Annotated in this window: 18 protein-coding genes, 2 tRNA genes, 3 rRNA genes and 1 pseudogene; 13 read left to right on the top strand and 11 right to left on the bottom strand. The window is 37.0% G+C overall.

Going from position 1 to position 26,682, the window contains the following annotated elements; all coding sequences use genetic code 11:
• The first annotated feature begins 302 nt into the window (after positions 1 to 302).
• The 5 genes from LNP04_RS07925 to rrf all read left to right on the top strand — a co-directional run bounded on the left by LNP04_RS07925 (position 303) and on the right by rrf (position 5,642).
• Positions 303 to 1,819 (top strand): 16S ribosomal RNA (locus LNP04_RS07925).
• A gap of 233 nt (positions 1,820 to 2,052) precedes the next feature.
• A tRNA-Ile gene (locus tag LNP04_RS07920) sits at positions 2,053 to 2,126 on the top strand.
• 82 nt (positions 2,127 to 2,208) lie between these two features.
• A tRNA-Ala gene (locus LNP04_RS07915) sits at positions 2,209 to 2,282 on the top strand.
• A 349-nt stretch (positions 2,283 to 2,631) separates the two neighbouring features.
• Positions 2,632 to 5,392: ribosomal RNA gene (locus LNP04_RS07910) — 23S ribosomal RNA — on the top strand.
• Positions 5,393 to 5,534: 142 nt separating this feature from the next.
• Positions 5,535 to 5,642: ribosomal RNA gene (gene rrf, locus LNP04_RS07905) — 5S ribosomal RNA — on the top strand.
• Together the 16S, 23S and 5S rRNA genes with 2 tRNA genes alongside form the textbook arrangement of a ribosomal RNA operon.
• A gap of 154 nt (positions 5,643 to 5,796) precedes the next feature.
• Here the strand turns inward: rrf and LNP04_RS07900 are convergent.
• The 3 genes and pseudogenes from LNP04_RS07900 to LNP04_RS07890 form a co-directional block, all read right to left on the bottom strand.
• Positions 5,797 to 6,715, bottom strand: a pseudogene (locus LNP04_RS07900) (IS982 family transposase).
• 762 nt (positions 6,716 to 7,477) lie between these two features.
• The gene (locus LNP04_RS07895) at positions 7,478 to 7,951 is read right to left on the bottom strand and encodes a VanZ family protein (protein ID WP_229985977.1); all 474 of its coding nucleotides are present in this window, start codon (positions 7,949 to 7,951) and stop codon (positions 7,478 to 7,480) included.
• Positions 7,952 to 8,139: 188 nt separating this feature from the next.
• Positions 8,140 to 9,768, bottom strand: coding sequence for an acyl-CoA carboxylase subunit beta (locus tag LNP04_RS07890; protein WP_229985976.1), 1,629 nt, complete (start codon positions 9,766 to 9,768; stop codon positions 8,140 to 8,142).
• A gap of 390 nt (positions 9,769 to 10,158) precedes the next feature.
• Between LNP04_RS07890 and LNP04_RS07885 the strand changes: the two genes are divergently transcribed.
• Genes LNP04_RS07885 through LNP04_RS07875 form a run of 3 tightly spaced genes read left to right on the top strand, consistent with a single transcriptional unit; the run spans position 10,159 to position 12,927 of the window.
• Positions 10,159 to 11,037 (top strand): DMT family transporter, encoded by an 879-nt coding sequence (locus tag LNP04_RS07885; RefSeq protein ID WP_229985975.1) that lies wholly within the window; start codon positions 10,159 to 10,161, stop codon positions 11,035 to 11,037.
• A 12-nt stretch (positions 11,038 to 11,049) separates the two neighbouring features.
• Positions 11,050 to 12,132: a PorV/PorQ family protein gene (locus LNP04_RS07880; protein ID WP_229985974.1), complete on the top strand. Its 1,083-nt coding sequence runs from the start codon at positions 11,050 to 11,052 to the stop codon at positions 12,130 to 12,132.
• Positions 12,133 to 12,162: 30 nt separating this feature from the next.
• Positions 12,163 to 12,927 carry a hypothetical protein gene (locus LNP04_RS07875; protein WP_229985973.1) on the top strand — a complete coding sequence of 255 codons (765 nt, stop codon included), beginning with the start codon at positions 12,163 to 12,165 and terminating at the stop codon, positions 12,925 to 12,927.
• A 61-nt stretch (positions 12,928 to 12,988) separates the two neighbouring features.
• Here LNP04_RS07875 and LNP04_RS07870 read toward each other — a convergent pair whose 3' ends face one another.
• Positions 12,989 to 13,558 (bottom strand): fasciclin domain-containing protein, encoded by a 570-nt coding sequence (locus tag LNP04_RS07870; protein ID WP_229985972.1) that lies wholly within the window; start codon positions 13,556 to 13,558, stop codon positions 12,989 to 12,991.
• Between the two features lie 138 nt (positions 13,559 to 13,696).
• Complete coding sequence (msrB, locus tag LNP04_RS07865) at positions 13,697 to 14,179, bottom strand: peptide-methionine (R)-S-oxide reductase MsrB (protein WP_229986282.1); 483 nt, start codon at positions 14,177 to 14,179, stop codon at positions 13,697 to 13,699.
• 128 nt (positions 14,180 to 14,307) lie between these two features.
• On the opposite strand from msrB, the gene LNP04_RS07860 reads away from it, so the two are divergent.
• Together LNP04_RS07860 and LNP04_RS07855 are read left to right on the top strand one after the other, a co-directional pair.
• Positions 14,308 to 14,874, top strand: coding sequence for an RNA polymerase sigma factor (locus LNP04_RS07860; RefSeq protein WP_228446587.1), 567 nt, complete (start codon positions 14,308 to 14,310; stop codon positions 14,872 to 14,874).
• 2 nt (positions 14,875 to 14,876) lie between these two features.
• The gene (locus LNP04_RS07855; RefSeq protein ID WP_229985971.1) at positions 14,877 to 15,701 is read left to right on the top strand and encodes an anti-sigma factor domain-containing protein; all 825 of its coding nucleotides are present in this window, start codon (positions 14,877 to 14,879) and stop codon (positions 15,699 to 15,701) included.
• A gap of 63 nt (positions 15,702 to 15,764) precedes the next feature.
• On the opposite strand, the gene uvrC is transcribed toward LNP04_RS07855, so the two are convergent.
• Both uvrC and LNP04_RS07845 read right to left on the bottom strand, forming a co-directional pair.
• Positions 15,765 to 17,558, bottom strand: a complete 1,794-nt coding sequence (gene uvrC, locus LNP04_RS07850; protein WP_229985970.1) for an excinuclease ABC subunit UvrC — start codon at positions 17,556 to 17,558, stop codon at positions 15,765 to 15,767.
• Between the two features lie 88 nt (positions 17,559 to 17,646).
• Complete coding sequence (locus LNP04_RS07845) at positions 17,647 to 18,411, bottom strand: hypothetical protein (protein ID WP_229985969.1); 765 nt, start codon at positions 18,409 to 18,411, stop codon at positions 17,647 to 17,649.
• 126 nt (positions 18,412 to 18,537) lie between these two features.
• Between LNP04_RS07845 and hutH the strand changes: the two genes are divergently transcribed.
• The 3 genes from hutH (at position 18,538) to LNP04_RS07830 (ending at position 22,542) form a co-directional block, all read left to right on the top strand.
• On the top strand, positions 18,538 to 20,028 hold the full coding sequence (hutH, locus tag LNP04_RS07840; RefSeq protein ID WP_229985968.1) for a histidine ammonia-lyase: 1,491 nt from the start codon (positions 18,538 to 18,540) through the stop codon (positions 20,026 to 20,028).
• 257 nt (positions 20,029 to 20,285) lie between these two features.
• Positions 20,286 to 21,788: a S8 family serine peptidase gene (locus tag LNP04_RS07835; protein WP_229985967.1), complete on the top strand. Its 1,503-nt coding sequence runs from the start codon at positions 20,286 to 20,288 to the stop codon at positions 21,786 to 21,788.
• A 289-nt stretch (positions 21,789 to 22,077) separates the two neighbouring features.
• Positions 22,078 to 22,542 carry a GNAT family N-acetyltransferase gene (locus LNP04_RS07830; protein ID WP_229985966.1) on the top strand — a complete coding sequence of 155 codons (465 nt, stop codon included), beginning with the start codon at positions 22,078 to 22,080 and terminating at the stop codon, positions 22,540 to 22,542.
• On the opposite strand, the gene LNP04_RS07825 is transcribed toward LNP04_RS07830, so the two are convergent.
• From LNP04_RS07825 to LNP04_RS07810, 4 genes are all read right to left on the bottom strand, one after another.
• Entirely contained in the window at positions 22,524 to 23,693 is a 1,170-nt protein-coding gene (locus LNP04_RS07825; RefSeq protein WP_229985965.1) for a carboxypeptidase-like regulatory domain-containing protein, read from the bottom strand. The genes LNP04_RS07830 and LNP04_RS07825 overlap by 19 nt on opposite strands.
• A 212-nt stretch (positions 23,694 to 23,905) precedes the next feature.
• Positions 23,906 to 24,733 carry a 4,5-DOPA dioxygenase extradiol gene (gene ygiD, locus LNP04_RS07820; RefSeq protein ID WP_229985964.1) on the bottom strand — a complete coding sequence of 276 codons (828 nt, stop codon included), beginning with the start codon at positions 24,731 to 24,733 and terminating at the stop codon, positions 23,906 to 23,908.
• 75 nt (positions 24,734 to 24,808) lie between these two features.
• Positions 24,809 to 25,321: a YceI family protein gene (locus LNP04_RS07815; RefSeq protein ID WP_229985963.1), complete on the bottom strand. Its 513-nt coding sequence runs from the start codon at positions 25,319 to 25,321 to the stop codon at positions 24,809 to 24,811.
• Positions 25,322 to 25,728: 407 nt separating this feature from the next.
• Positions 25,729 to 26,568 carry a hypothetical protein gene (locus LNP04_RS07810; RefSeq protein ID WP_229985962.1) on the bottom strand — a complete coding sequence of 280 codons (840 nt, stop codon included), beginning with the start codon at positions 26,566 to 26,568 and terminating at the stop codon, positions 25,729 to 25,731.
• Positions 26,569 to 26,682: the final 114 nt, after the last annotated feature.

Below are 26,682 nucleotides of genomic sequence, written 5' to 3'. Positions count from 1 at the left end.
AAAAATTTGTGAGTTTAGAAAAGATTTGTATCTTTGCAATCCCAATACGGGGAGCGCAGGAGTAACGGATTAAGGGTTTGAGAAAAGAGTTTAGGGTTACTTAAAAAACTTTAAAATTTCTTCAAAAAACATTTGGTCAATTAGAAATAAGTTATTACTTTTGCACACGCAAATACGGCAACGCCCAACGACAGAAAAGGGTAGCTGAGGAAGCGGAAGAAGAGAGATCATTGAAAAATAGATATAACAACCAAGTAAGGAAAAACTAAAGCGTCAAAACTTTGAGTGAGTCAGACAAACATACAATGGAGAGTTTGATCCTGGCTCAGGATGAACGCTAGCGGGAGGCCTAACACATGCAAGCCGAGCGGTAGAAGATCTTCGGATCTTTGAGAGCGGCGCACGGGTGCGGAACACGTGTGCAACCTACCTTTATCAGGGGGATAGCCTTTCGAAAGGAAGATTAATACCCCATAATATAAGAAACGGCATCGTTTTTTATTGAAAACTCCGGTGGATAGAGATGGGCACGCGCAAGATTAGATAGTTGGTGAGGTAACGGCTCACCAAGTCAATGATCTTTAGGGGGCCTGAGAGGGTGATCCCCCACACTGGTACTGAGACACGGACCAGACTCCTACGGGAGGCAGCAGTGAGGAATATTGGACAATGGGTGAGAGCCTGATCCAGCCATCCCGCGTGAAGGACGACGGCCCTATGGGTTGTAAACTTCTTTTATACTGGGATAAACCTACTTACGTGTAAGTAGCTGAAGGTACAGTATGAATAAGCACCGGCTAACTCCGTGCCAGCAGCCGCGGTAATACGGAGGGTGCAAGCGTTATCCGGATTTATTGGGTTTAAAGGGTCCGTAGGCGGACTCGTAAGTCAGTGGTGAAATCTCATAGCTTAACTATGAAACTGCCATTGATACTGCGGGTCTTGAGTAAGGTAGAGGTAGCTGGAATAAGTAGTGTAGCGGTGAAATGCATAGATATTACTTAGAACACCAATTGCGAAGGCAGGTTACCATGTCTTAACTGACGCTGATGGACGAAAGCGTGGGGAGCGAACAGGATTAGATACCCTGGTAGTCCACGCCGTAAACGATGCTAACTCGTTTTTGGGTCTTCGGATTCAGAGACTAAGCGAAAGTGATAAGTTAGCCACCTGGGGAGTACGAACGCAAGTTTGAAACTCAAAGGAATTGACGGGGGCCCGCACAAGCGGTGGATTATGTGGTTTAATTCGATGATACGCGAGGAACCTTACCAAGGCTTAAATGGGAATTGATCGGTTTAGAAATAGACCTTCCTTCGGGCAATTTTCAAGGTGCTGCATGGTTGTCGTCAGCTCGTGCCGTGAGGTGTTAGGTTAAGTCCTGCAACGAGCGCAACCCCTGTCACTAGTTGCTAACATTCAGTTGAGGACTCTAGTGAGACTGCCTACGCAAGTAGAGAGGAAGGTGGGGATGACGTCAAATCATCACGGCCCTTACGCCTTGGGCCACACACGTAATACAATGGCCGGTACAGAGGGCAGCTACACAGCGATGTGATGCAAATCTCGAAAGCCGGTCTCAGTTCGGATTGGAGTCTGCAACTCGACTCTATGAAGCTGGAATCGCTAGTAATCGCGCATCAGCCATGGCGCGGTGAATACGTTCCCGGGCCTTGTACACACCGCCCGTCAAGCCATGGAAGTCTGGGGTACCTGAAGTCGGTGACCGTAACAGGAGCTGCCTAGGGTAAAACAGGTAACTAGGGCTAAGTCGTAACAAGGTAGCCGTACCGGAAGGTGCGGCTGGAACATCTCATTTTAGAGCGTCTTTCGACGTTAAACAAATAAAGGTACTTTACTGTACCATGTACTTACTTAAAAGAAAACGTTTTAGTTTTTTACTCGGTTGCTTATATTATAAAAATACAAAACCCACTAGAAATTAGTATCAGGGAAAGAGAGATTTTAGTTACAGAAGTTAGAGGTTAGATCATTAGAAGTTAGTATTAAAGCTAACAACTAAAAACCGACAACCGACAACTAAAAACATGAAGTCTCGTAGCTCAGCTGGTTAGAGCGCTACACTGATAATGTAGAGGTCGGCAGTTCGAGCCTGCCCGAGACTACTAATTGAGGCGGCTGGCAAATGGCTTATAGCTGATGGCAATAAAGCCAAAAGCGAGAAGCAAATCGCCAACGGCACCTAGAGGGGAATTAGCTCAGCTGGCTAGAGCGCCTGCCTTGCACGCAGGAGGTCAAGGGTTCGACTCCCTTATTCTCCACAATTACTGAAAAGTAATGAAAAAGATTACAGCGATGTAACAAGAATAGAAGTTATTAAAAAAAGAAACAAAGGATTTTAGCCGATAGGGGCTAGAGCGTCCCGATGAATCGGGAAGGTCAAGGGTTCGACTCCCTTATTCTCCACAGTTTTGCGAGTTTGATTTAAAAGTAAGATGAATAGAGCCAAAACAAATATTCATTTATCAGACAAGCAGAAAGACATAAGATCATTGACATTAACGGTAAAAATATCACAAAGAGAAAACCGAGCGCAATTAAGCGTTTGAGTTTACAAAATAGTTTAACAGCGATGTTAGACAAAAAATACTGAACTAATTAATAATTAGGAAAGAAATCGTTAAGGGCGTATGGCGGATGCCTAGGCTTTCAGAGGCGAAGAAGGACGCGGTAAGCTGCGAAAAGCTGCGGGGATCGGCACACACGAATTGATCCGCAGATGTCCGAATGGGGCAACCCGGCATGTTGAAGACATGTCACCTCGTAAGAGGAGCAAACCAGGAGAACTGAAACATCTAAGTACCCTGAGGAAAAGAAATCGAAGAGATTCCGTAAGTAGTGGCGAGCGAACGCGGATTAGCCCAAAAGTCTTTATATATTTAATAGAATGTTCTGGAAAGAACAGCCATAGAGGGTGATAGCCCCGTACATGAAAGGTATATTTAGATGATAAATGAGTAGGGCGGGACACGTGAAATCCTGTCTGAATATGGGGGGACCATCCTCCAAGGCTAAATACTCCTGAAAGACCGATAGTGAACAAGTACTGTGAAGGAAAGGTGAAAAGCACTTCGAATAGAAGGGTGAAATAGAACCTGAAACCGTACGCCTACAAGCGGTCGGAGCCCACAAGTTGGGTGACGGCGTGCCTTTTGCATAATGAGCCTACGAGTTAATGTTACTAGCGAGGTTAAGTACTTCAGGTACGGAGCCGGAGCGAAAGCGAGTCTGAATAGGGCGCTTAGTTAGTAGTATTAGACGCGAAACCTTGTGATCTACCCATGGGCAGGTTGAAGCTTTGGTAACACAAAGTGGAGGACCGAACCGGTTGACGTTGAAAAGTCTTCGGATGACCTGTGGGTAGGGGTGAAAGGCCAATCAAACTGGGAGATAGCTCGTACTCCCCGAAATGCATTTAGGTGCAGCGTCGTGTATAAGTTTATTAGAGGTAGAGCTACTGATTGGATGCGGGGGAGTCAAATCCTACCAATTCCTGACAAACTCCGAATGCTAATAAATGTTCCACGGCAGTGAGGGCGCGGGTGCTAAGGTCCGTGTCCGAGAGGGAAAGAACCCAGACCAACAGCTAAGGTCCCCAAATCTCTATTAAGTTGAAGCAACGCGGTTGGACTGCATTGACAGCTAGGATGTTGGCTTGGAAGCAGCCATTCATTTAAAGAGTGCGTAACAGCTCACTAGTCGAGCGGTCCGGCATGGATAATAATCGGGCATAAATAGAGTACCGAAGCTATGGATTTACAACTTAGGGTTGTATCTGGTAGGGGAGCATTCTGTTTGCACAGAAGCTGAGTCGTGAGGCTTGGTGGAGCGTACAGAAAAGAAAATGTAGGCATAAGTAACGATAAAGCGGGCGAGAAACCCGCTCACCGAAAGACTAAGGTTTCCTCAGCCATGCTAATCAGCTGAGGGTTAGTCGGGACCTAACGCGAACCCGAAAGGGGTAGTGGATGGACAATGGGTTAATATTCCCATACTTGCTCACACTAAAAAGGGGACGGAGTGCCGTACTTACTGGAGACTGACGGAATAGTCAAGACCTAGCCTTCGGGCGAAGTTGCTGTAAGGAAAGTGCTTCCAAGAAAAGCCGAAGTGAAGCAACCCGTACCAAAACCGACACAGGTAGTCGAGGAGAGAATCCTAAGGTGCTAGAGTGAATCATGGTTAAGGAACTAGGCAAAATAGTCTCGTAACTTCGGAAGAAGAGACGCCAGCAGCAATGCTGGCCGCAGTGAAGAGGCCCAGGCGACTGTTTATCAAAAACACAGGACTCTGCTAAATCGAAAGATGCTGTATAGGGTCTGACACCTGCCCGGTGCTGGAAGGTTAAGGAAGGGCGTTAGCAGCAATGCGAAGCGTTTGACTGAAGCCCCAGTAAACGGCGGCCGTAACTATAACGGTCCTAAGGTAGCGAAATTCCTTGTCGGGTAAGTTCCGACCTGCACGAATGGTGTAACGATCTGGGCACTGTCTCAACCATGAGCTCTGTGAAATTGTAGTAACGGTGAAGATGCCGTTTACCCGCAATGGGACGAAAAGACCCTGTGAACCTTTACTATAACTTCGTATTGACTTTGAGTAAGTAATGTGTAGGATAGGTGGGAGACTTTGAAGCAGGCACGCTAGTGTTTGTGGAGTCAACGTTGAAATACCACCCTTTACTTACTTGGAGCCTAACTTCTGAATGGAAGGACACTGCGTGGTGGGTAGTTTGACTGGGGTGGTCGCCTCCAAAAGAGTAACGGAGGCTTTCAAAGGTACCCTCAGCACGCTTGGTAACCGTGCGTAGAGTGTAATGGCATAAGGGTGCTTGACTGTGAGACCTACAAGTCGATCAGGTGCGAAAGCAGGACATAGTGATCCGGTGGTTCCGTATGGAAGGGCCATCGCTCATAGGATAAAAGGTACTCCGGGGATAACAGGCTAGTCTCCCCCAAGAGCTCACATCGACGGGGAGGTTCGGCACCTCGATGTCGGCTCGTCACATCCTGGGGCTGGAGAAGGTCCCAAGGGTTGGGCTGTTCGCCCATTAAAGTGGCACGCGAGCTGGGTTCAGAACGTCGTGAGACAGTTCGGTCTCTATCTATTGCGGGCGTTAGATGTTTGAGAGGGCTTGATTCTAGTACGAGAGGACCGAATTGAACAAACCTCTGGTGTATCAGTTGTTCCGCCAGGAGCACCGCTGAGTAGCTACGTTTGGAAGAGATAAGCACTGAAAGCATATAAGTGCGAAACTCGCCTCAAGATGAGACATCTTTTAAGGGTCGTTGGAGATGACGACGTTGATAGGCTACAGGTGTAAAGTTGGTAACAGCATAGCCGAGTAGTACTAATTACCCGTAGATTTATTGCCTAATTGGCAAGCCTTAATTGCGCATTCAAGGTTCTCTCTTTGTGAACATTTTTATCGATAAAACAGTTGACAGTAAGGAGTTGACAGTTGATAGTATTATACCATCAGCAATCAACCAAAACTGACAACCATATACAGCCTTTAGGGTGGTTTTAGCGGTGGGGCTCACCTGTTCCCATTCCGAACACAGAAGTTAAGCCCACCAGCGCCGATGGTACTGCGAAAGCGGGAGAGTAGGTCGCCGCCAGTTTTTATTTAAAAGTCTCATACATTCAGTTGTATGAGACTTTTTTTTGCTCTCAACTCAACGTTTAAAAAGCAACGAAGTCGCCATCCATAAATCAAATTTTAACATTCAATATTCAAGGTTCGAGATGTGAGTTCTAATTTAACCTGAGTTCGGGTTAAGCGAAGTTTAAAAAAAGTTGACCGTCATTTACTTTTTGTAAGTTTAATGACGGTTTTTTTGGAAAGAAACAATACGCAGTCAGCCCTCCCAAAACATTCATCATAAAGTTGTTCACGCTTCGATGTCTGGTGTGTTCCACTTGGCAATGGTTTTTTAATTCATCATTTATGGTTTCAATAATCGCTCTTTTTCTGAGCAAAATCTTGTCTTCCATCTTCATTATATGATTTTTCATATTTTTTCTAAGCTTGGTAAACACTTGAATACCATCTGCAAAAAGCATCTCCCACAAAGCTTTTGAAAGATATCCTTTGTCTGCAAATAGTTTCCCAAAAAGTTGCTGGGTCATTTTTTTAATGTGTTTCAGATTTCTGTCATCCACATTTCCTTTCGTAAGATAAAAGGATAAGAGTTCACCTTTTTCATTACAGACCAAATGCAACTTAAATCCATAAAACCAGCCCATTGAAGACTTTCCTCGTTCTGCCAAACCTTTGAAAACTTTATGGTTGTGTATTCTTTGATTTCTGCAAACTTTCAAAGTAGTGCTGTCCATAAAACTAATTCCTGTGCATTTTCCCAAGCATTTTTCTTTTAGAAACAAAGCAAAAACCACAAAACTTCTTTGCTGGAGTTCAATAAATCTGTTGTAGGAAAGGGGTTTTAGGAAATAAGTCTTTCCAATAACCACAAACTATTTGCTGGTAATAATGTTTAAAAGTTTTATGAGCTCCCAAATGAAAACCAATCATAATGGTGATCATTTCAGAATCTGACATTAGAGAGGCTCTGTTTCTTCTTTTCTTGCTATGGCAGAGTGCTTCAAACTTCATTTTTTTAATTTGAGCATCAAACTCTTTACAAAAATCATCTATTTGTACAAAAATTTTTATAATTTGGTCTTTCAAATTCATAGCAGTAATTCGTTTAAATATTTGAATGTCAGAAACTTAAATATACGAATTATTGCTTTTTTGTACAAATTTTATTGATGTTCTTATCCCGAACTCAGGTTAAGGATAGTTAATTGGTAACTTAAACTTATTAAACCATTTTGTCAGTATTGCTCCGTAGGAGCAGTATCTTAGAAAAAAGCTGAAGCGGTCACAAGTGCGTTCCGTCGGATCGATATCTGTTTATCATCTAAGAAGTGATTTGTCATCAGGGAATTGAAATAATGTACAGGTCGCTCCTAAGGAGCTTTCTCCATCCGTGAGCTGTATTCTTTTTCTATTAACAGTCTGCCACTCTGCGGCTTTTCAAGCAGTTGTACTTATTGCAGAACTATTTGTTGTACGTATTTTGAATAGTTTAAGATCATTGCATAACCTCTGTTATAATGATGAAATAAAAAGAAATCATTACGTTTTAAAATATATCAAGAAAATGTAATTTTGCCTAAAGCCTAAAGCCTAAAGCCTAAAGCCTAAAGCCTAAAGCCTAAAGCCTAAAGCCTAAAGCAAGATTTGAGAACGAAAAAAATGATTGTTTTGACAGATAATCAAAATAATGCAGTCACCCCTAGCCCAGATCGCAACGGCATCCTTTTTTGTTGCAAGGACAAAGCACAGGCACAAAAAAGATACAGTGAAGAGCTGGATAAAGCTTCTGGATAATTTAATTTGACAGATCGCTAATAATTTAACATAAGTGTTGATTTATCCTTTTCTTGAATATTAAGAAACCGTTGATACACGCTTACTTTTAGAGTCTAACAATTCAAAATGTACCTTAATATTGGCAATATTTTTCCACGTTGCATATTTGAATAAAACAAATCCTATGAGCATTCCTAATGTATTCAAAAATACATCATCAACATCTGCAACTCCTCTCCCGGAAATATATTGAATAGATTCAATTATACTTATTGCGAACAAAAAGAAAAATGTAATAGGAATAAAACGATTAAATTTTTTTATGCATAATCCTAACCATCCAAATGGACTGAATAGAAATATATTACCAAATATATTGACAATAAAAGCTTGATTATCAATATTATTGTCATTGAAAAAATGCTGAATGGTAATAAATGGCTGATGCTGGATATACGAAATTTCTGAAGGTTCTCTACCAGAAGCATAAAACATCATATATAATAAAACGACGGTGTATAAGGCAATAAATACTGCAAAATATCTTTTCATAGGTTTCCTTTGGGGATTAGTAATTAAAAAGAGGTTGAAGTGCTTATTAGTTTTTGTATTCTTTAATAACAAAAATCTTACCCTTATGTTATGTCGTTAAGACAGTTTATAATTCTTTAGGACTATTTAACATAATAAAAAAGCCCCACTTTTAAGGTGAGGCAAAATATTGTACAATTGAGTATTGATCAGACTTGGATCACTCCTAAATTGAATTTATCAGTAATAGGAGAATGATCGGCAGCTTCAATTCCCATAGAAATCCATTTTCTGGTATCAATAGGATTAATGATTGCATCCGTCCATAATCTAGATGCTGCATATGTAGCTTCTGTTTGTTTTTGATATTTCTTAGAGATGGAATCTAAAATTTCTTTATGAGCTTCTTCAGTGATTTCTTTTCCTTGTTTTTTCAAAGTAGATTCCTGAATTTGTGCTAAAACTTTAGCAGCCTGAGAACCTCCCATTACAGCAAGGTCAGCCCATGGCCAAGCTACAATTAATCTTGGGTCGTAAGCTTTTCCGCACATTGCGTAATTACCGGCACCGTAAGAATTTCCTGTGATGATGGTGAATTTAGGAACTACAGAATTGGCCACGGCATTCACCATTTTTGCACCGTCTTTAATGATTCCACCATGTTCTGATTTTGAACCTACCATGAAGCCTGTTACGTCTTGTAAAAATATCAAAGGAATTTTTCTCTGGTTACAGTTCGCAATAAATCTTGTTGCTTTATCAGCAGAGTCAGAATAAATTACCCCTCCAAACTGCATTTCTCCTTTACCATTTTTAACGAGCTTTCTTTGATTAGCGACAATTCCTACCGACCATCCGTCAACTCTTGCCGTAGCACAAATGATAGTTTGTCCGTAATCTGCTTTGTATTCTTCAAACTCAGAATTGTCTACAAGACATTTTATAATTTCTAAAGTATCATATTGATCGGCACGAGAAACCGGCATGATTCCGAAAATGTTATCTATATTTTCTTTTGGTGGAAAACTTTCAATTCTGTCGAAACCTGCTTTTTCGTAGCTTCCGATAGATTTCATAATATTCTTTATTCTGTTTAAAGCATCTTGGTCATCCTTAGCTTTATAATCTGTTACTCCCGAAATTGAACAGTGAGTTGTTGCACCACCTAAAGTTTCGTTATCAATGCTTTCGCCGATTGCCGCTTTCACCAAATAACTTCCGGCAAGAAAGATTGAGCCTGTTTTATCAACAATCATGGCTTCGTCGCTCATAATGGGCAGGTAAGCTCCACCAGCAACACAACTTCCCATAACAGCAGAAATCTGAATGATTCCCATTGCGCTCATTTTCGCATTATTTCTGAAAATTCTTCCGAAATGTTCCTTATCGGGGAAAATCTCATCCTGCATTGGAAGATAAACACCTGCTGAGTCAACAAGATAAATAATTGGAAGCTTGTTTTCCATTGCGATTTCCTGTGCTCTTAGGTTTTTCTTTCCGGTGATTGGAAACCACGCACCTGCTTTTACAGACGCATCATTAGCAACAACCAAACATTGTTTTCCAGAAACATATCCCATCACCACCACAACACCGCCACTTGGACATCCACCGTGTTCTTCATACATTTCATATCCAGCAAAAGCACCGATTTCAATGGAATCTGAATCTTTATCGAGAAGATAATCTATTCTTTCTCTCGCCGTCATTTTTCCTTCATCGCGAAGCTTTTGAAGTCTTTTTTCTCCACCGCCTTTTTTTATTTCAGAAAGTAAACGATTTATTTCAGATAATTTTAATTTGTTTTGATCTTCTCGTTTGTTGAATTCAATATCCATGAAATTTCTATTTTAATGTGCCTAAGATACTACTTTTATAAAAAATAATATATCATAAATTTTTATGATTCAACGCATTGAAAATCATAAAATTATGAAATATTTAACACAGTTAAGTTTTTTTATGTTTGTTTTTTTTATAATTTTACATGAGAGGAAAGGAGCTGATTACTCCGTTATAAATCCTCTGTTCCTAGTTTATTTTTTTAATAGTTTATTATTTGAAGGCCCTGAAAGTTGAATAGACTTTCAGGGTTTTTTATTTTTGATGAAGAAAATTTCACTTTTTCTAAATTCACTCAATATTTTTTATTCTTATAGGATAATATTTCTGTGTTTTACTAAAACCTATTCGTAAATTTGCTTGTTAAAAATTTGATATCAATAGACATGCAAAAATTAGCTCTTTTCAGATTGCACTTGATCGTTTTTTTGTGGGGATTTACTGCAATTTTGGGAAAACTGATTACTGCCAATGCACAAATTCTGGTGTTCTACAGAATGTTGTTTGCTGCGATATTTCTATTTGTGTTTATCAGAGTTTTTAAAAAAGAAAGTATTAAAGTTTCCAAAAAACTTTTTTTACAGCTTTCTGCTATAGGATTTTTCATGGCGCTGCATTGGTTATGTTTTTTTTATTCTATTAAAGTCTCGAATGTTTCAATTGCTTTAAGCTGCCTTTCTTTGTCTACATTGTTTGCTGCCATTTTAGAACCTCTCGTTTTTAAAAGGAAAGTAGATGTTTCAGAGGTTGTCATGGGAGTTGTGATTGTTGCTTGTATTCTTCTTATTTTTAAAACAGAGTTTCAGTACAAAGAAGGTATTTTCTTTGGTATTCTATGTGCAGTTTTTGGGACTATCTTTTCTGTTTTCAATGGAAAACTATTTGGTAAAACCAGTCCAGGAAATATTATTTTTTACGAAATCTTCAGCGGTTGGCTTATTTTGGCTGTATTTTATTTAATATCTGGTCAAATATTTTCAATGAATGAAATAAATTACAGAGATTTGGCGTTAATATGCTTGTTGGCAAGTGTTTTCACGGCATTCCCGATGCTCGAGTCGGTAAAGCTGATGAAATATATTTCGCCTTTCACATTAATTTTAACAGTAAATTTAGAACCAGTCTACGGAATTATACTAGCTTTTTTTATCTTTGGGGAATCAGAACACATGAGTCCAGTATTTTATGTGGCTTCACTCGTTATGATTTTGGCGATTGTAGCGAATGCTCTGATCAAAACCAGGAAACAAAAAACAATTAACTAAGCATCAAATTGCATGATGAAAAAATATCTTTTATTACTATTTCCCTTCGTATTTGGGTTTTCTCAATCTCAGATTATCAGAAAATATTCCAATGAATTTTTAAATATTGGTGCCGGAGCGAGAGGTCTTGCAATGGGTGGAGCTGTGATTTCCAATCAGGATGACGTCTATTCACCCATGTGGAATCCCGCAGGTTTAAACGGAATTACAAAAGACTGGCAGGGAGCAGCAATGCACGCAGAATATTTTGAATCGATTGCGAAATATGATTATCTGGCTTACGCAAAAGTTTTGGAGGAAGGTGTTTTTGGAGTTTCAATTGTAAGATTGGGAGTTGATAACATTTTAAATACTACCCAGTTGATCGATACTGAAGGAAATATTGATTACGATAAAATTACCAAATTTTCACAATCAGATTATGCTGGAATTATTTCTTATGCATTCAATCCCGGTGGAAATCCAAAATTGGATGTTGGTGTCAACGCGAAAATTGTTTACAGAAATGTAGGAAAATTTGCAAGCGGTTACGGGTTTGGTTTTGATGTAGGAGCAATTTATAAAGCTGATAATGGCTGGAAATTCGGGGGAATACTTCGTGATGCAACGACAACGGTGAACTTCTGGAGTATTAATCAAAACGAATTATCAACAGTTGTAAACGGGGAAGAATTTAACCCTGCGCCTACTGATAAAATGGAATTAACGATGCCTAAGCTGAATGCAGGTGCAAGTAAGTTATTTGAAATCAATAGTAGCTTATATGTTTTACCGGAAGCAGGAATCAACGTAGATTTTGCTAAAACAGCAGCACTTCTTTCGACAGATTTCGCAAGTATCACTCCGTATGCAGGTGCTGAATTGGGTTATCAGAAAATGATTTTTGTGAGAGTTGGAGTCAACAGATTCCAGTCTATTACGGATATTGAAGATTTAAGCAGAAAGGTTTCTTTCCAGCCAAGTGCAGGTTTAGGAATCAGATATAGAGGTTTGACACTTGATTATGCAATCAGCAACTCAGGAATCGGTGGATCAAATTTCTTCTCAAACTTTTTCTCTTTGAAATTGGATATGGGAGAATTTAGAAACGATTAAAAAATTCAGAATTATTTTAAATTTATTACAATGAAGAAACTTTCAACAATTATAGCAACTCTTTGCATTACGTTTTCGTATGCCCAAAAGGTTTCCGATTATAAATATATCGCCCTTCCGGAGAAATTCAGCGGATTTAAAAACGATCAATACAAAATGGATATATTGCTTTCTAAAACATTGAAACAAAAACAATATGTAGTTGTTTCAGGAAACAGGAGTCAATGGACGGCGGAAGCAAATTCAAATCCATGCAGCGTTTTGAATGCAGATGTAATCAATGACAGCGGTTTTTTAAGAAATAAAGTTGTTTTAGAATTTAAAGATTGCAATGGGAAGGTAGTTGCAAGTCAAAAAGCCAGCACTTCAATTAAAGAATTTGAAGAAGGTTTTCAGGATGCTTTGAAACAGGCTTTGGTAACTATTCCTGTCTCAAGCCCGAAAGAAATTTCCAATCAGGTAGAAACAGTTGTACAGGAAGTACAATCTTCAGAACCTGTAAAAGAAGTTACTCGCCAGGCGACAGAAAATTCAACTCCTCCTCAATCAGGAAAATATACGAACGGTAAAGTAAGTTTACAGAAAGTTCAGATTGATGACAGTCAGTTTATTTTAGTTGAAAATAACAGCTCAGTTCCTTTTGCGACATTCAAATCGACGAGTAAGAAAGATACTTTTAAAGTAAAATTAAACTCAGGAGAATCAACCATAGGATATTATGAAAATGGGAATATTGTGATCGAAATGCCAAAGGGCAACGATGATTATTCAAAAGAAGTTTTCACTTTAAAATAAAAAAAAGCCTTATCTGTCATCCAGATAAGGCTTCCTTAAAATAAACCATAAAAAACTAAAACTATGGTAATAGAACAGTGTCTATTACATGTATAACTCCATTAGACTGATTCACATCAGCAATGGTTACTTTTGCCTCATTACCTTTGGCATCGGTAATGTATAAATCTTTTCCTTTTGTCCAGAACGTTAGCTCTTCTCCGGCAACTGTCTTCATCATTGCTTTTCCGTTTCCTGCTTTCACTGCTGCCCAAACTTGTTTTGAACTGTATTTTCCTGGAAGAACGTGATACGTTAAAATCTTAGTCAGCATTTCTTTATTTTCAGGCTTTACCAAATTTTCTACAGTTCCTGCTGGTAATTTTGCGAAAGCTGCGTCTGTAGGAGCAAATACTGTGAAGGGTCCTGCGCTTTGTAAAGTTTCTACCAAACCTGCGGCTTTTACTGCTGCAACCAATGTTTTGTGATCTTTAGAATTTACCGCGTTCTCAACGATATTTTTAGAAGGATACATTGGCGCTCCGCCAACCATTACCGTCTTTTCTTTCATTTTTTGTGCAGCTGTATTTCCACTTAGTGCAAATGATAATGCAACCATTCCTAACGCTACGAATTTTGATCTTGTATTCATTTTTTTTGATTTTTTAAATTATTATTATTTGAGTTGTGAGTTTATTTCTTTGTTATTGGTATCTACGACAGTCTGCTGATTTTAGTTTTAAATATTTTAAATATTTATTTTATTTAACTGTAAATCAGTTGATTAAATTTATTTCTTTGTTTTTTGATTAGGAACAAACTCCAGAGAAACCGAATTCATACAGAATCTTTTTCCTGTTGGTTTTGGCCCGTCATCGAAAATATGTCCCAAGTGAGAATCACATCTTCCACAAAGAACTTCGGTACGCTCCATATTGTGAGAATTGTCTTTTTTATATTTTACACCATCTTTTCTCAATGGTTCGTAGAAAGAGGGCCAACCACAAGTTGTTGCAAACTTTGCTGTAGAAAGAAATAACGCATTTCCGCAAACTGCACAGTAGTAAGTTCCTTTCACATCAAATTCGTAATACTTTCCGGTGAAAGCCATTTCGGTCGCTCCTTGTCTTGCGACTTGGTACAATTCAGGCTTTAAGATTTTCTTCCACTCTGCATTGCTTACTTTTAAAGGAGTTGTATTTGTTTTTGAGTAATAAGGATTTTTTGCCTTAAAGTTTTCTGATTGAGCTGAATAAATTCCAAACATCAACATAATCAGTAATGTAGAAAATATTTTAGTTGTTGCATTTTTCATTTTAATTGTAATAATTGTTTATAATTATATATACGAGATAAATTTTTTAAAAGATTTTCAGGTCTACACGATTTATTTTATTATATTTGGTAGGTAAAATACTTCATATTAAAACAACCTATTCGGAAGACGAACTTATAGCTTTGCTCAGAGAAAAGAGCGAATCTGGTTTCCACCATTTATATGACCACTATTCTGGGGCATTATATGGTGTGATTCTCCGAATCGTGCAGTCTAAAGAATATACTGAAGAAATTATTCAGGATGTTTTTATGAAAATCTGGAATTCGATTCATCAATATGATGCTGCCAAAGGACGTTTCTATACCTGGATGATTAATATTGCAAGAAACACAGCAATCGATTATTTAAAATCTAAAAGCTTTCAGAACGAATTAAAAAACCAATCACTTCCTGATTTCGTATATAATAATGCGGAACTTTCAACCACCAATAATTCAGATTTTATTGGGTTTAGTAATGTGCTTGGAACTTTAGATTCTGATAAACAGGAGCTTATAGATTTGGCATACTATCAAGGTTACACGCAGAGTGAAATATCAGAAAAACTGAATATGCCTTTAGGTACTGTAAAAACGAAGATGCGTAATGCATTGATGAAATTAAAAGACTTATTAAAAGATTATCAATAACATTGAATAGTAAAGAATACATATCATCCGGAATTCTAGAATCATACATTCTAGGTCATGCTTCTCCCGAGGAAGCAGGTATTTTGGAATGTGTAATGAAGAACAATAATGAAGTAAGAGAGGCTTTTGAAGAAGCACAAAAAACTTTTGAGATGCTTGCCACTGCGCAGGCTGTGACCCCACCAAGTGATTTGAAATCTAAAATTTGGGCTAAAATTCAACAAGAACAAAACGTTGAATTAGAAAAACCTGTCATTCCTATCCAAAACAACGTTCAAAAAGTTGAGGAGGAAAAAGAAGTTCAGGAAATTAAAAATACAAAAAGCAGCAGTTGGAAGAATTTTGCAATTGCAGCAGCAGTTCTATTTTTAATCAGTACAGGTATTAATTTATACTGGATGAATAGTCAGTCAAAAATTAATGACCAACTTGTAAAAGTAGAAAGTGAACGCAAAACAGATCAATTGGCGATGCAGAATATGCAGCAAAAATTAGATGTTTTTGCAAATCCGAATATGAAAAAAGTAGTATTGGCTGGTGTAGACAAACACCCTGAGGCTAAAGCAACAGTACTATGGGATAGTAATTCCAAAGATATTTATCTATCTGCAAATTCTCTGCCAAAAGCTCCAGAAGGTATGCAGTATCAACTTTGGGCAATTGCAGACGGAAAGCCGGTAAGTGCCGGAATGTATTCTGAAGATAAAGACAGTAGAATAGCAATCTCTAATATCACCAATGCGCAAGCTTTTGCAATCACTCTTGAGAAAAAAGGAGGAAGCGAAGTTCCCACCATGGAAAATATGTATGTAATGGGAGGAGTTTAAGAAAAATTGATTAAAAATATTCATAAAAAATCAGCTCAAATTTTGAGCTGATTTTGTTTTTTATTATGGGTTGTTGAAAAAGTCATGTACTATTTTCCCTTTACTTTTTCCTAAAATCTCTTCCAAAATCTCAAGGTTTGCTTCCTTGATTCTTTTAACAGATTTCAATTTAGACAAGAGCATTTCAATCGTCTTCTCGCCAACGCCGGGAATTTCTTCCAATTCAGATTTTATGGTTGAATTGGTTCTTCTTGTTCTATGGTGCTTTACTCCGAAGCGGTGGGCTTCGTCACGTACTCTTTGTAAAACTTTCAACGTTTCAGATTTTTTATCGAGATACAAAGGGATAGGATCTTCTGGGAAGAAAATTTCTTCTAATCTTTTGGCAATACCAACGATGGTTATTTTTCCGTAGAGTCCAAGTAATTTTAAACTTTTTATAGCAGATGATAATTGTCCTTTTCCACCATCAATCAGGATCAGCTGTGGCAGGCTTTCACCTTCGTCGAGCATTCTTTTATAGCGGCGGAAAATCACTTCTTCCATCGTTTTAAAATCATCAGGGCCAACGACGGTTTTGGGGTGGAAAATTCTATAATCTGCTTTGCTGGGTTTTCCATCTTTAAAAACAACACATGCCGATACAGGATTGGTTCCCTGAATATTCGAGTTATCAAAGCCTTCAATATGACGAGGTTCAACAGGCATTCTCAGGAGTTTCTGCATTTCTGCCATGATTCTGTTTGAATGTCTTTCGGGATCTACAATTTGTACCTGTTTTAGCTTTTCGATTCTGTATTCCTTTGCGTTTTTTTCCGAAAGTTCCACGATACGTTTTTTATCGCCCATTTTAGGAACAATTAATTTAACATTAGGAATTTCCACTGTCAAATGAAACGGAATAAGCACTTCTTTTGAATCAGATTCAAATTTCTGACGGATTTCAATTAAAGCTTCTTCCAGAATATCTTCATCACTTTCTTCAATGATTTTTTTGATCTCAGTGGTGAAACTTTGGATAATATTTCCGTTTCTTATTTTAAAATAGTTCACATAAGCCGCTGTCTCATCACTCGTCATTCCAAAAACATCTACATCATCAATATTCGGATTCACCACGGTATGTTTCACCTGGTAATCTTCCAGCATATCGATGCGTTCTTTGATGGTCTGCGCATTTTCAAACTGCAGATTCTCAGCATATCTCATCATTTGATTGATTAAATATTTTTTTGCAGTCTGGAAATCTCCTTTAATAATTCCTCGTATCGCATCGATTTTTTCATCATACTCTTCTTTGCTTTCCAAACCTTCACATGGTCCTTCGCAGTTTTTAATATGAAATTCCAGACAGACTTTATATTTTCCGTCATCGATTTTGGTGGGAGCTAAATTAAGATTACAGGTTCTAAGCTTATAAATATGTTTAATCGTATCTAAAAGAATCTTTGCCGGGCGTACTTTCGCATATGGTCCATAATATTCTGAACCATCTTTAATCTTTGTTCGCGTCAAAAAAATTCTTGGAAAATCTTCATTTTTAATACAAATCCAGGGATAAGTTTTGTCATCTTTCAACATTACATTGTAAAAAGGCTGATGCTCCTTTATTAAATTATTTTCTAACAAAAGTGCGTCATATTCACTGTTGACGATGGTGGTTTCAAGTCGATGGATTTTACCGACCATGATTTTTATTCTGGAACCTAAAAGATTTTTATTAAAATAGGAGAGGACTCTTTTCTTTAAATGTTTAGCCTTTCCTACATACAGTAAATTGTCGTTTTTATCGTAATAACGATACACGCCGGGTTCTGATGGTAAAGTTTTAAGCTGTAATTCTAAGGAAGGATTCATAAAGCAAAATTACGGAATCCTGATGTTATTTAAAAGCATAAAAAAAGCTGCAGAAAATTCTACAGCTTCAGATTTATATTAAATAATTTTATCCGTTCGTCATCTCTGTGTATTCATTTACCAGAAAGCTGAAAAATCCCCATTCTACAGATTTTTTAGGGTATTTTTTCATGAACTCAGCATTGTCACCAAAAAGAAAATCGTAGTTGTCTTCAAAATCATCTTTATGAAGCCAAAGAACCTTCTCGCCTTTTTTTACATAAAACGATTTTGCAAGTCCGCCACCTAATTGCATCCCAAATCCTACAGTCATGCCCGAAGTTTCCTTTGCTCTCGGATCGTGGTAAACGGCAATAACTTCGCTAAATTCAGGATTTATAAGTTGCATTAAAAACTCTTTATCATCTTTTTTGTTTTTCAACGAAACGGTTTGATTTACAAATTGAATCTGACCATCAGTCGTATTTTTACTCAGTTTTTTAGTGCTTAAGCTTCTTACGTTAGTCATGTGTTTTCCAACTTTCAAAATTTTCGCCAATTTCGTAGGGTAGATGTACATTTCGTTCACATTGTCTGCGTTGAAAACCATTTGCTTTTTCGTAGCACTGTCTTTTATAGAAATTTCGTAAATCTGACCTTTTTTGGTTTCAATATTGTCGCAATAACCTTTATTTACAGTTCCGTCTTTTGAAATGATGGTTGAGATTTTCTTTGTTGACGGACCGGGAAATCCTTCGTTAAAAAGATATTGTTCCATCTTTTTGATTTGATCTTTCGTGTATTTTACTTTTTCCTGCGCAAATGAAAATGCACTTGTCAGTGAAAGCACCATTAATAAAGCTTTGAATTTCATATAGATTAGTTTTTAAATAGGCGATAAAAGTAGTGAAATAATTATCACTTTTTTTAATATTTTATCCTTTAAATATGATTTTTTCAGTGTGCTTCAAAATGTGTATTTTTAAGCAAATTTTTTGAAATGATATACGGAGTAGATGTTTTGAGTTTCCATGATGTTTTGGAAATCTGTAAAACGCCCAATAAAGCTAAATTAAATACAACTGCTAAGGAGCAGATCCTAAAATCTCAGGATAATGTAAAGAAAATCGTAGAGTCAGATCGTTGTGTTTATGGTATCAATACAGGGTTTGGACCGCTTTGTGATGTTAAAATTTCTGCTGACGAAACAGCACAGCTTCAATATAATTTAATAATTTCTCACGCTGTTGGTGTTGGGAAACCTATTGATAAAGAATTTTCGAAAATCATGATGATTGCAAAAATTCATGCATTGTCAAAAGGTTTTTCGGGAGTTTCTCTGGAAGTGATCGAAAGATTTATTCTGATGCTTGAAAAAGACATCATTCCGGTAGTTCCGGAGCAGGGTTCTGTGGGAGCTTCAGGAGATTTAGCACCTTTATCACACTTGGTTTTACCACTTTTAGGTTTAGGACAAGTTTGGGTTGGAAATGAAATTTTTGAAACTGCTGAAATTCTGGAAAAAAATGGTCTTGAGCCTTTGGTTTTAGGGCCAAAAGAAGGTTTGGGATTGATTAATGGAACTCAGTTTATTTTGGCGCATGCCATCAAAGGTTTAGAGAAATTTGAATACCTTTTAGACTTGGCAGATATGACGGCTGCAATGAGTTTGGAAGCGTATAGAGGTTCGGCAAGTCCTTTCAAAAAAGAACTTCACGACATCAGACCTTTTGAAGGAAGCAAGAAAGTGGCTGCAAGAATGTTGAAATTTTTAAAGAATTCTGACAACTTAAAAGCTCACGAATATTGCGACAGAGTACAGGATCCGTATTCTATGAGATGTGTTCCACAGGTTCACGGTGCCAGCAGAAATGCTTTTGAACATCTGAAATTACTTACTGAAATAGAATTAAACTCTGTAACCGATAATCCAATCGTTTTAAGTGCTGAAGAATCAATTTCAGGTGGTAATTTCCACGGACAATTGTTGGCGATGCCTTTAGATTATGCAACTTTGGCGGCGGCTGAATTGGGAAATATTTCAGATAGAAGAAGTTATTTATTATTGGAAGGAAAATACGGTCTACCAAGATTATTAACGGAAAGTTCAGGTTTAAATTCAGGATTTATGATTCCGCAATATACTTCTGCAGCGTTAGTAACAGAAAATAAAACACTTTGTTTCCCTGCATCGGCAGATTCTATTCCTACGAGTTTAGGTCAGGAAGATCATGTTTCTATGGGAAGTATCTCGGGAAGGAAATTTAATCAGGTTTTAGGAAATTTAGTCAATATTTTGGCGGTTGAGCTGATGTTTGCAGCGCAAGGTTTAGAATTCAGAAGACCTGCGAAATGTTCAAAAATCATTGAAGAAAACTTCGCAATTCTTCGTACGAAAGTTGAAAAGCTGGAAGAAGATAGATTGATTGGAAAAGATATGTTGGCGATTGCTGAATTGATTAATAACAGACAATTTGTAGTGAATTTTTAATTCTTTCAGTTTATAAATAAATCAAAGCTTCCACATCGGAAGCTTTTTTACTTTGAAGTAATGAATAAACCTTGTTTTTCAAAAATGAGTGAAACGCCTTGGTTATCTTAAAAGAATTAATATTTAAAATAATCTTAGTTTGCCTTTGCGTTAATGTTAAGCTGAAAATTCTATGCGCTCAATATTAAATTTCAGCCATCAAGTATCTGTAATTCAATAGAAAATACTAATTTGGTAAACCAAACAAAAATTTTACTATGAAAAAATGTGTATTATTCTTACTCACGGCATTCGCTTTGAGTTCATGCAGCAATGATGATCTTCAGACATCGGCTATTGAGAGCGAAATTGTACAAACAGATCCGCTCACTACGAGGCAAATCAATGATAAAATCAACGAAACGACCAAAACCAAAAGAAGATTTTCCTGGAACGAATCTTCATCACATTTTCTCTGGAGCGGAATTGTTCAGGGGAACAAAGTCGCATCCATCGGTTTCGGAGATTCTAAAGATGATTTTGACCGAAGTAAATCTTCCAATTCTGAAGCTTTACAGAACGAAATTCTTGAGGTAATTTCACAGTACGAAGGCAAAAAAGACCGATTTCTTATGGCTTCCGATGAATATTTAAATCAAATTGATGTTTATATCGAGAAGCAGGAAACAGTTATTGCGCTGCGTAAATTAAAATCAATCCGTTATTTTGAACCTGCAGATTACCGATATTTTGAAAATGAAAACAAAGTAAGCGGTGTTGCCAAATCAAGTGGAAGTTCATCCGGTTGCGGATTAGAATCAACAGCTTTAAGTTCAGCAGACTATACAACAGTTACACCCAATGCAAAAGCGCCGTGGTCATTCGCAAAACACAACATTACCAGCGCGTGGAATTACAGCACAGGAGCAGGAATTACGATTGGATTAATCGATTCAGGAGTTTCTTTTAACCAAGGTTTGCTGAGTGGCAGTTTTAATAATGGTTCATCTTCCGGGCGAACCATTAGCAAAAACGGTGTCTATGTAGATTCTGTCTGGCCTTGGAGTTCTGGTTACGACGGTGCAGATGATAAATGTGGTCACGGAACAAGCATGGCTTCTGCGATGGCAGCTCCAAGAAATAATCTCGGACAGCCGGTTGGTGTGGCATATAATGCTAATTTAATTTCATATCGTGCAGCTTCCAATGTCGTGTTGGATGGCTATCACGAACAAGAAGGTGTGAAAACGGCTTTTACCGCTTTAGGAAATAATACTTCTGTGAAAATCATCTCCATGTCAATGGGACATATTTTTTCTGTCGGAAAGATAGAAGACGGTGTAAAATACGCATATTCTAAAGGGAAATTAATTTTCTGTGCTGGTGGAACATCTACAAGTTTTACGACTTTCGTTGGCGTTATTTTTCCGGCTTGGATGCCAGAAACACAAGCAATCACTGGTGTAAAAGAAAATACATCCAACCAAAAATGCGATGTCTGCCATTCGGGAGCGGAAATCGATTTTACCTACCAGATGGAGCGAGCTTCAGGAAATAATATTCCGGTGTTGAGTTATTATAATGCTCAAACCGATTATGTGGGAGGTTCTTCGGTTGCAACGGCTTCTACAGCAGGAATAGCGGCTTTGGTCTGGTCAAAAAATCCTTTATGGACGAGAGATCAGGTTTTAAATAAAATGAGACAGTCTTCGACCTATTACCCTACAAAAAATGCAGATTACGGATACGGAAATATCAATGTTCTGCAGGCTGTACAGTAAATAATTACATTAAATTTTGATGCTTCCGTACGACAATTAAAATGATTCTTAGTTGTCGTACGGAAGCATTTTGGTTTTTAATAATTTATTTAATGTCCGAAATTTTATAATTTTAATCTTTCATAAATTAAAAAATGCTTTGTAATCTTTGCTGAGTGAAACGCCTTTGCGGACGACAAATATGTAATATATTATGAATAAAAACTTTGCGCACCTTTGCGTTTAAAATTAGGCATTATAGTAAACTACGGATAATCAAAAATTTCTTAATTTGCTTCAAAAATAAAAAATGACATTCAAGAGAGTTGATTCCACAGATAAAGATTTTCAAAATCTGGTACAGTTTTTAGATGCAGATTTGGCAATACGTGATGGTGACGAACATGCTTTCTACCATCAGTTTAATAAAATTGATATGCTGAAACACTGCATTGTTGCTTATTTGGAAGATGAAGCTGTCGCTTGTGGAGCTATTAAACCTTTTAATGAAGAAAGTGTGGAAGTGAAAAGAATGTACACCAACCCTCAAAAGAGAAAAATGGGTTTGGCGTCTGAAACTTTACATCAACTGGAGATTTGGGCAAAAGAACTTGGGTACAAAAAATGTGTTTTAGAAACCGGAATTAAACAACCAGAAGCAATTGCCTTGTATGAAAAATGCGGATATTATAGAATTCCAAATTACGGGCAGTATATTGGTGTAGAAAATAGTGTTTGTTTTGAGAAAGAATTAAATCAATCTCCTAATTTATAATCCAACGGCAATAATTTTTCAATCTTATCTTTTGCAAATTCTCCCTGATTCGTCAGCATTCCGGGATTTGAAGTATTTCCATCACGATAAACTTCAAAAGTATCGCCTTCAGGATGTAGAAAAGAGGTCTGAATAATTGGAATTGTTGCTTTCACAAACTGCCCTTTTTTCAGTTCATAAAAATATCGTTTAAAATTAATCTGCATCATAAAGTCATAATCCAAAAACAATTTGTCGCCTGTCTTTTTAGTATAATCTGACTCTGGAATCTGAGTTTTTGTGATGGCAATTTTATAAGGACTTTCACTTTGTTTTCGGCTATTAATATCATAAATCTCCTCACGAATATTGATGTACTTACTTTTGTCTAATGATTTTTTATAATCTTTCAGTCTCTGCAACTCTTCTTCCGTTGGATATTTTGAGTTTGGAAACTTAGTAATCTGATTGACAATGAAACCTTCATCTGCAACTTTGTTCTCATAGACACTTCTGAAAAAATGAGTCTGACTGCCGTCATAAGCATTCATTCTATTCAACTTTACCTTATCGTTGCTTTTCGTTTCTCTGAAAAAACTGGTTCCTGTAAACCGGGTAGTGTTTTCATTAAAATTGGCAGAAAATTCCACTAAATTATAATCAATCGTGTATCCTAAATTTTTGTTTTCGATAATTAAAGTCTGCGGAGCTTTTACTTTTAGAATTTTATTTTCTTTATCATAAGAGAATTTCAGTGAACGTTGATTCTTGATTCTTACATTCTGCTTGTCATAACCAATGAAAGAATCAAGAAAGAACTGAATGTAATTTTTGTAAGCTGTTTCTGTATAAGGGACAATCCGTACTTCCTCAATTTCTTTAGCTTTAATTAAAACCACTTTTAAGGTCTTGTTTAAAACTTCAGAAGTATTGATGGTAAATGTTTCGTAATCGTCCTTCTGAAAAACCAAACTGTTGTTATTCGAAGAAGGCAATTGAAGCGTAAAACTTCCGTCTGCTTCAGAAATTGTTCCCGTCTTTGTTCCGTTCAAATAAATATTGACGTTTGAAATAGGTTTCTCAATATCATTCACCACTTTTCCTTTAATCGTCTGAGCAATTGAAAGGTAAAACGGCAGAATAATCAATAAAAGGAATACTGTTTTTTTCATGGTAAACAATATTACTAAATTTATAGTGATAAAAAAAGAGGGTGAAATAAATTCTACTTGTTCTAAAATTCTAATAATTGGAAACTTTGTTAGCTTTTATGAGTGAAACGGCTTTGTGTATCTTAAAAACAGTTAGTTCTAAAAAAATCTTTGTGCCCTTTGCGTTAAAATTAAGTATTAAGATGAGCAAGGATCATCAAAATAAATTTAACCTATCCAATCCTTACACTCGTCATGCTCAAAGACCCTGCAATCAAATCATCATTAAATAAAACCAAATCCTCAGCTTGATTTTTTAAACCTAAAGAATAAATCAGCGGAAGATAATGATCAGGCGTCGGAATCGCATACTGCAAAGAAAGTCCCTGCTTTTGATAATCAATAAGATTCTGAAAATCTCCGTCCAAAAGCCAATTGTTGGTTTTTTCTCTTGCTTCAATAGCCCAATCCCAACCGGCGCCAACGGTGTTGATGTTTTTCCAGTCGATCATTCTGAGGTTATGAACGATATTTCCGCTTCCGATAATAAGAATTCCCTTTTCTCTCAGTTTTTCTAATTTTTTAGCCAAATCAAAATGATACTGCGGCGGTTTTTTATAATCAATACTCATCTGAATAACAGGGATATCAGCATTCGGATACATGTGTCTAATCACTGACCATGTGCCATGATCTAAACCCCAGTTGTGATCTTCTTCCACGAAAACGGGAGCTAAAAGTTCAGCCGTTTCTTTTGCCAGTTCGGGATTTCCGGGAGCTGGATATTCTACATCAAACAAAGCCTGCGGAAACCCACCAAAATCATGAATCGTTTTGGGCATATCCATCGCTGTGACTTTTGTTCCATGTGTAAACCAATGTGCAGAAATACACAGAATTGCATTCGGTTTCGGAATTTCTTTCGCCACATTTCTAAATCCCTGCACGAATTGATTTTCTTCAATCGCATTCATAGGCGAGCCGTGGCCAAGAAAGAGGACGGGCATTTTCTGAGTAGTTTTAAACTGATCGCTGATATTTTGTAAGTCGTTAAGTTGCATGATATGTATATTTTAAAATAAAAAGATTCGGTGATTATAGCAAACCACCGAATCTCAAAAACTATATTTAATTTACTATGCTTGCTTTACAAACTGCAGTTCACCTGCCACTTTCACATCTTCACCTACCATTACGCCTCCTGCTTCAAGAGCTGCATTCCAGTTCAATCCGAATTCTTTTCTGTTGATTTTTCCTTCAAAAGAAAAACCTACTTTTGTATTTCCCCAAGGGTCTACATTGATTCCTCCGAACTCAACATCTAACGTAATTGGCTTTGTAATCCCGTTTACGGTAAGATTTCCTGTTACAGAATTATTTAAAGCATCAGATTCGAAAGTAATCGTAGGATTAGCTTCTACGTTGAAGAATTCTGCAGATTTCAAGTGGTTATCTCTGTCTGTGTTGTGTGTAGAGATAGAATCTGTCTGAATGGTAGCGGTAGTTTTTGCGTTAGCAAAAGTATCGTCTTCAGCATCGATTTCTGCAGTGAAGTTGGTGAAGTTACCTTTGATGTTTGAAATCATCATGTGTTTTACTTTAAAAGTAATTTCACTGTGCGCTGGGTCTAAATTCCATTTTGTAGCCATTGTATTTATTTTTTGTTGTTATTTATAATGCAAATCTACACCAAGAACAATCTCCGATTCATTGATTTAGGATAAGAAATGAGATTTACTATAAATTTAACAAGAATTTTAGATTAGGTCATTACTTATTGCTAATTACTATTATTTGGGGGAGCTTCATCCCGCTATCCACTCATACTCCTCGCGCTAATGCTTTTTCCCAACGCTTGCTGTGGGGTAACCGTTGCTATCGGGGCTAGGGAAGTGGTTTGTAAATTTAAATGATGTCTGAAAAATTAACGATTGGACATTCATCTTAGAATGCACATTTGAAATCCACCCCTTCAAAAATTCTGAAAGAATTTTCGCCACCCCTTCAGTAGATTGAAATTTTCTTAGTACAAATATTTGACTTTATGAAAATGTTTTTAGATTTTAGAGTTCTTATTTAGTACTTTTTCTATTGCATCATCAATGTTTCCAAGTGGATTGATAGGCGAATTAATCCATTCAGGGTTATTAAAACCGTTAGCAGACATCCAATTTCTCATCAATTTCAATTTGTCAATCTGTGAGGTATTACTTTTATTGATAAAGAGACTAAAATAGGCAATATCGAGTCTCACATCAACATTCTCAATAATGCAGAACATATCTAGTAGAAAATTCCCTCCGTAGGAAATCATATTTCTATTTAAATTTCGGGTAAAAGTACTGTCAAATCCATAGCCAATTGACTCTAACACAATGTTTCTTTGATCTTCTGTCCAATGTAAAATATCAGTTTTTAATTCTTCCCAATCATTTTCGGTGAAATTATTTAAAATATTCTGTATCTGTTCACTTCCACCACCCAAAGACCAATAATCACTGTCAGTATATTCTTCTTTTAAAATTAGATTGTGAATGGATAAAATTTTAAAATTCTTACTTTTGGTTTTAGAATGTATTTTATAATTTTTCTGCCATTTCTTTACTTCGGGATGTCTAAAACCTTCAGGAAGCTGACCATAGATTTTCATTGCGATTATTCTTTTATCATTATCATATGCTGTTATGAACTTTCCGTCAAGTCCGTAGGCAAGGCAGTCTGTAAGAATATTCTGTTCGGTTACACCCCAATGAATAACATCATGGTAAATTTTTGAAAATTCAGAATAATTCATTTTAATAAGATAATTGTGTAAGGTAAATCCTCCTTCATTTTCCCAAAAATGAAGATCTCTGTTTCTATTATTGACAATATATTTGTAGATAATTTTATTCATCAAGTTTATCTTAAGTTTTTATTTGAATTTCACAAACTAATTTACCTAAGAATTTTCTGAAAACATTCTTAAAAATAAGTAATGTTTTAATTTAACATTTTTTAACGGTTGAGT

Source organism: Chryseobacterium sp. C-71, assembly GCF_020911865.1.
Taxonomy (GTDB): Bacteria; Bacteroidota; Bacteroidia; order Flavobacteriales; family Weeksellaceae; genus Chryseobacterium.
This window is presented reverse-complemented; position numbering and strand designations above follow the sequence as displayed.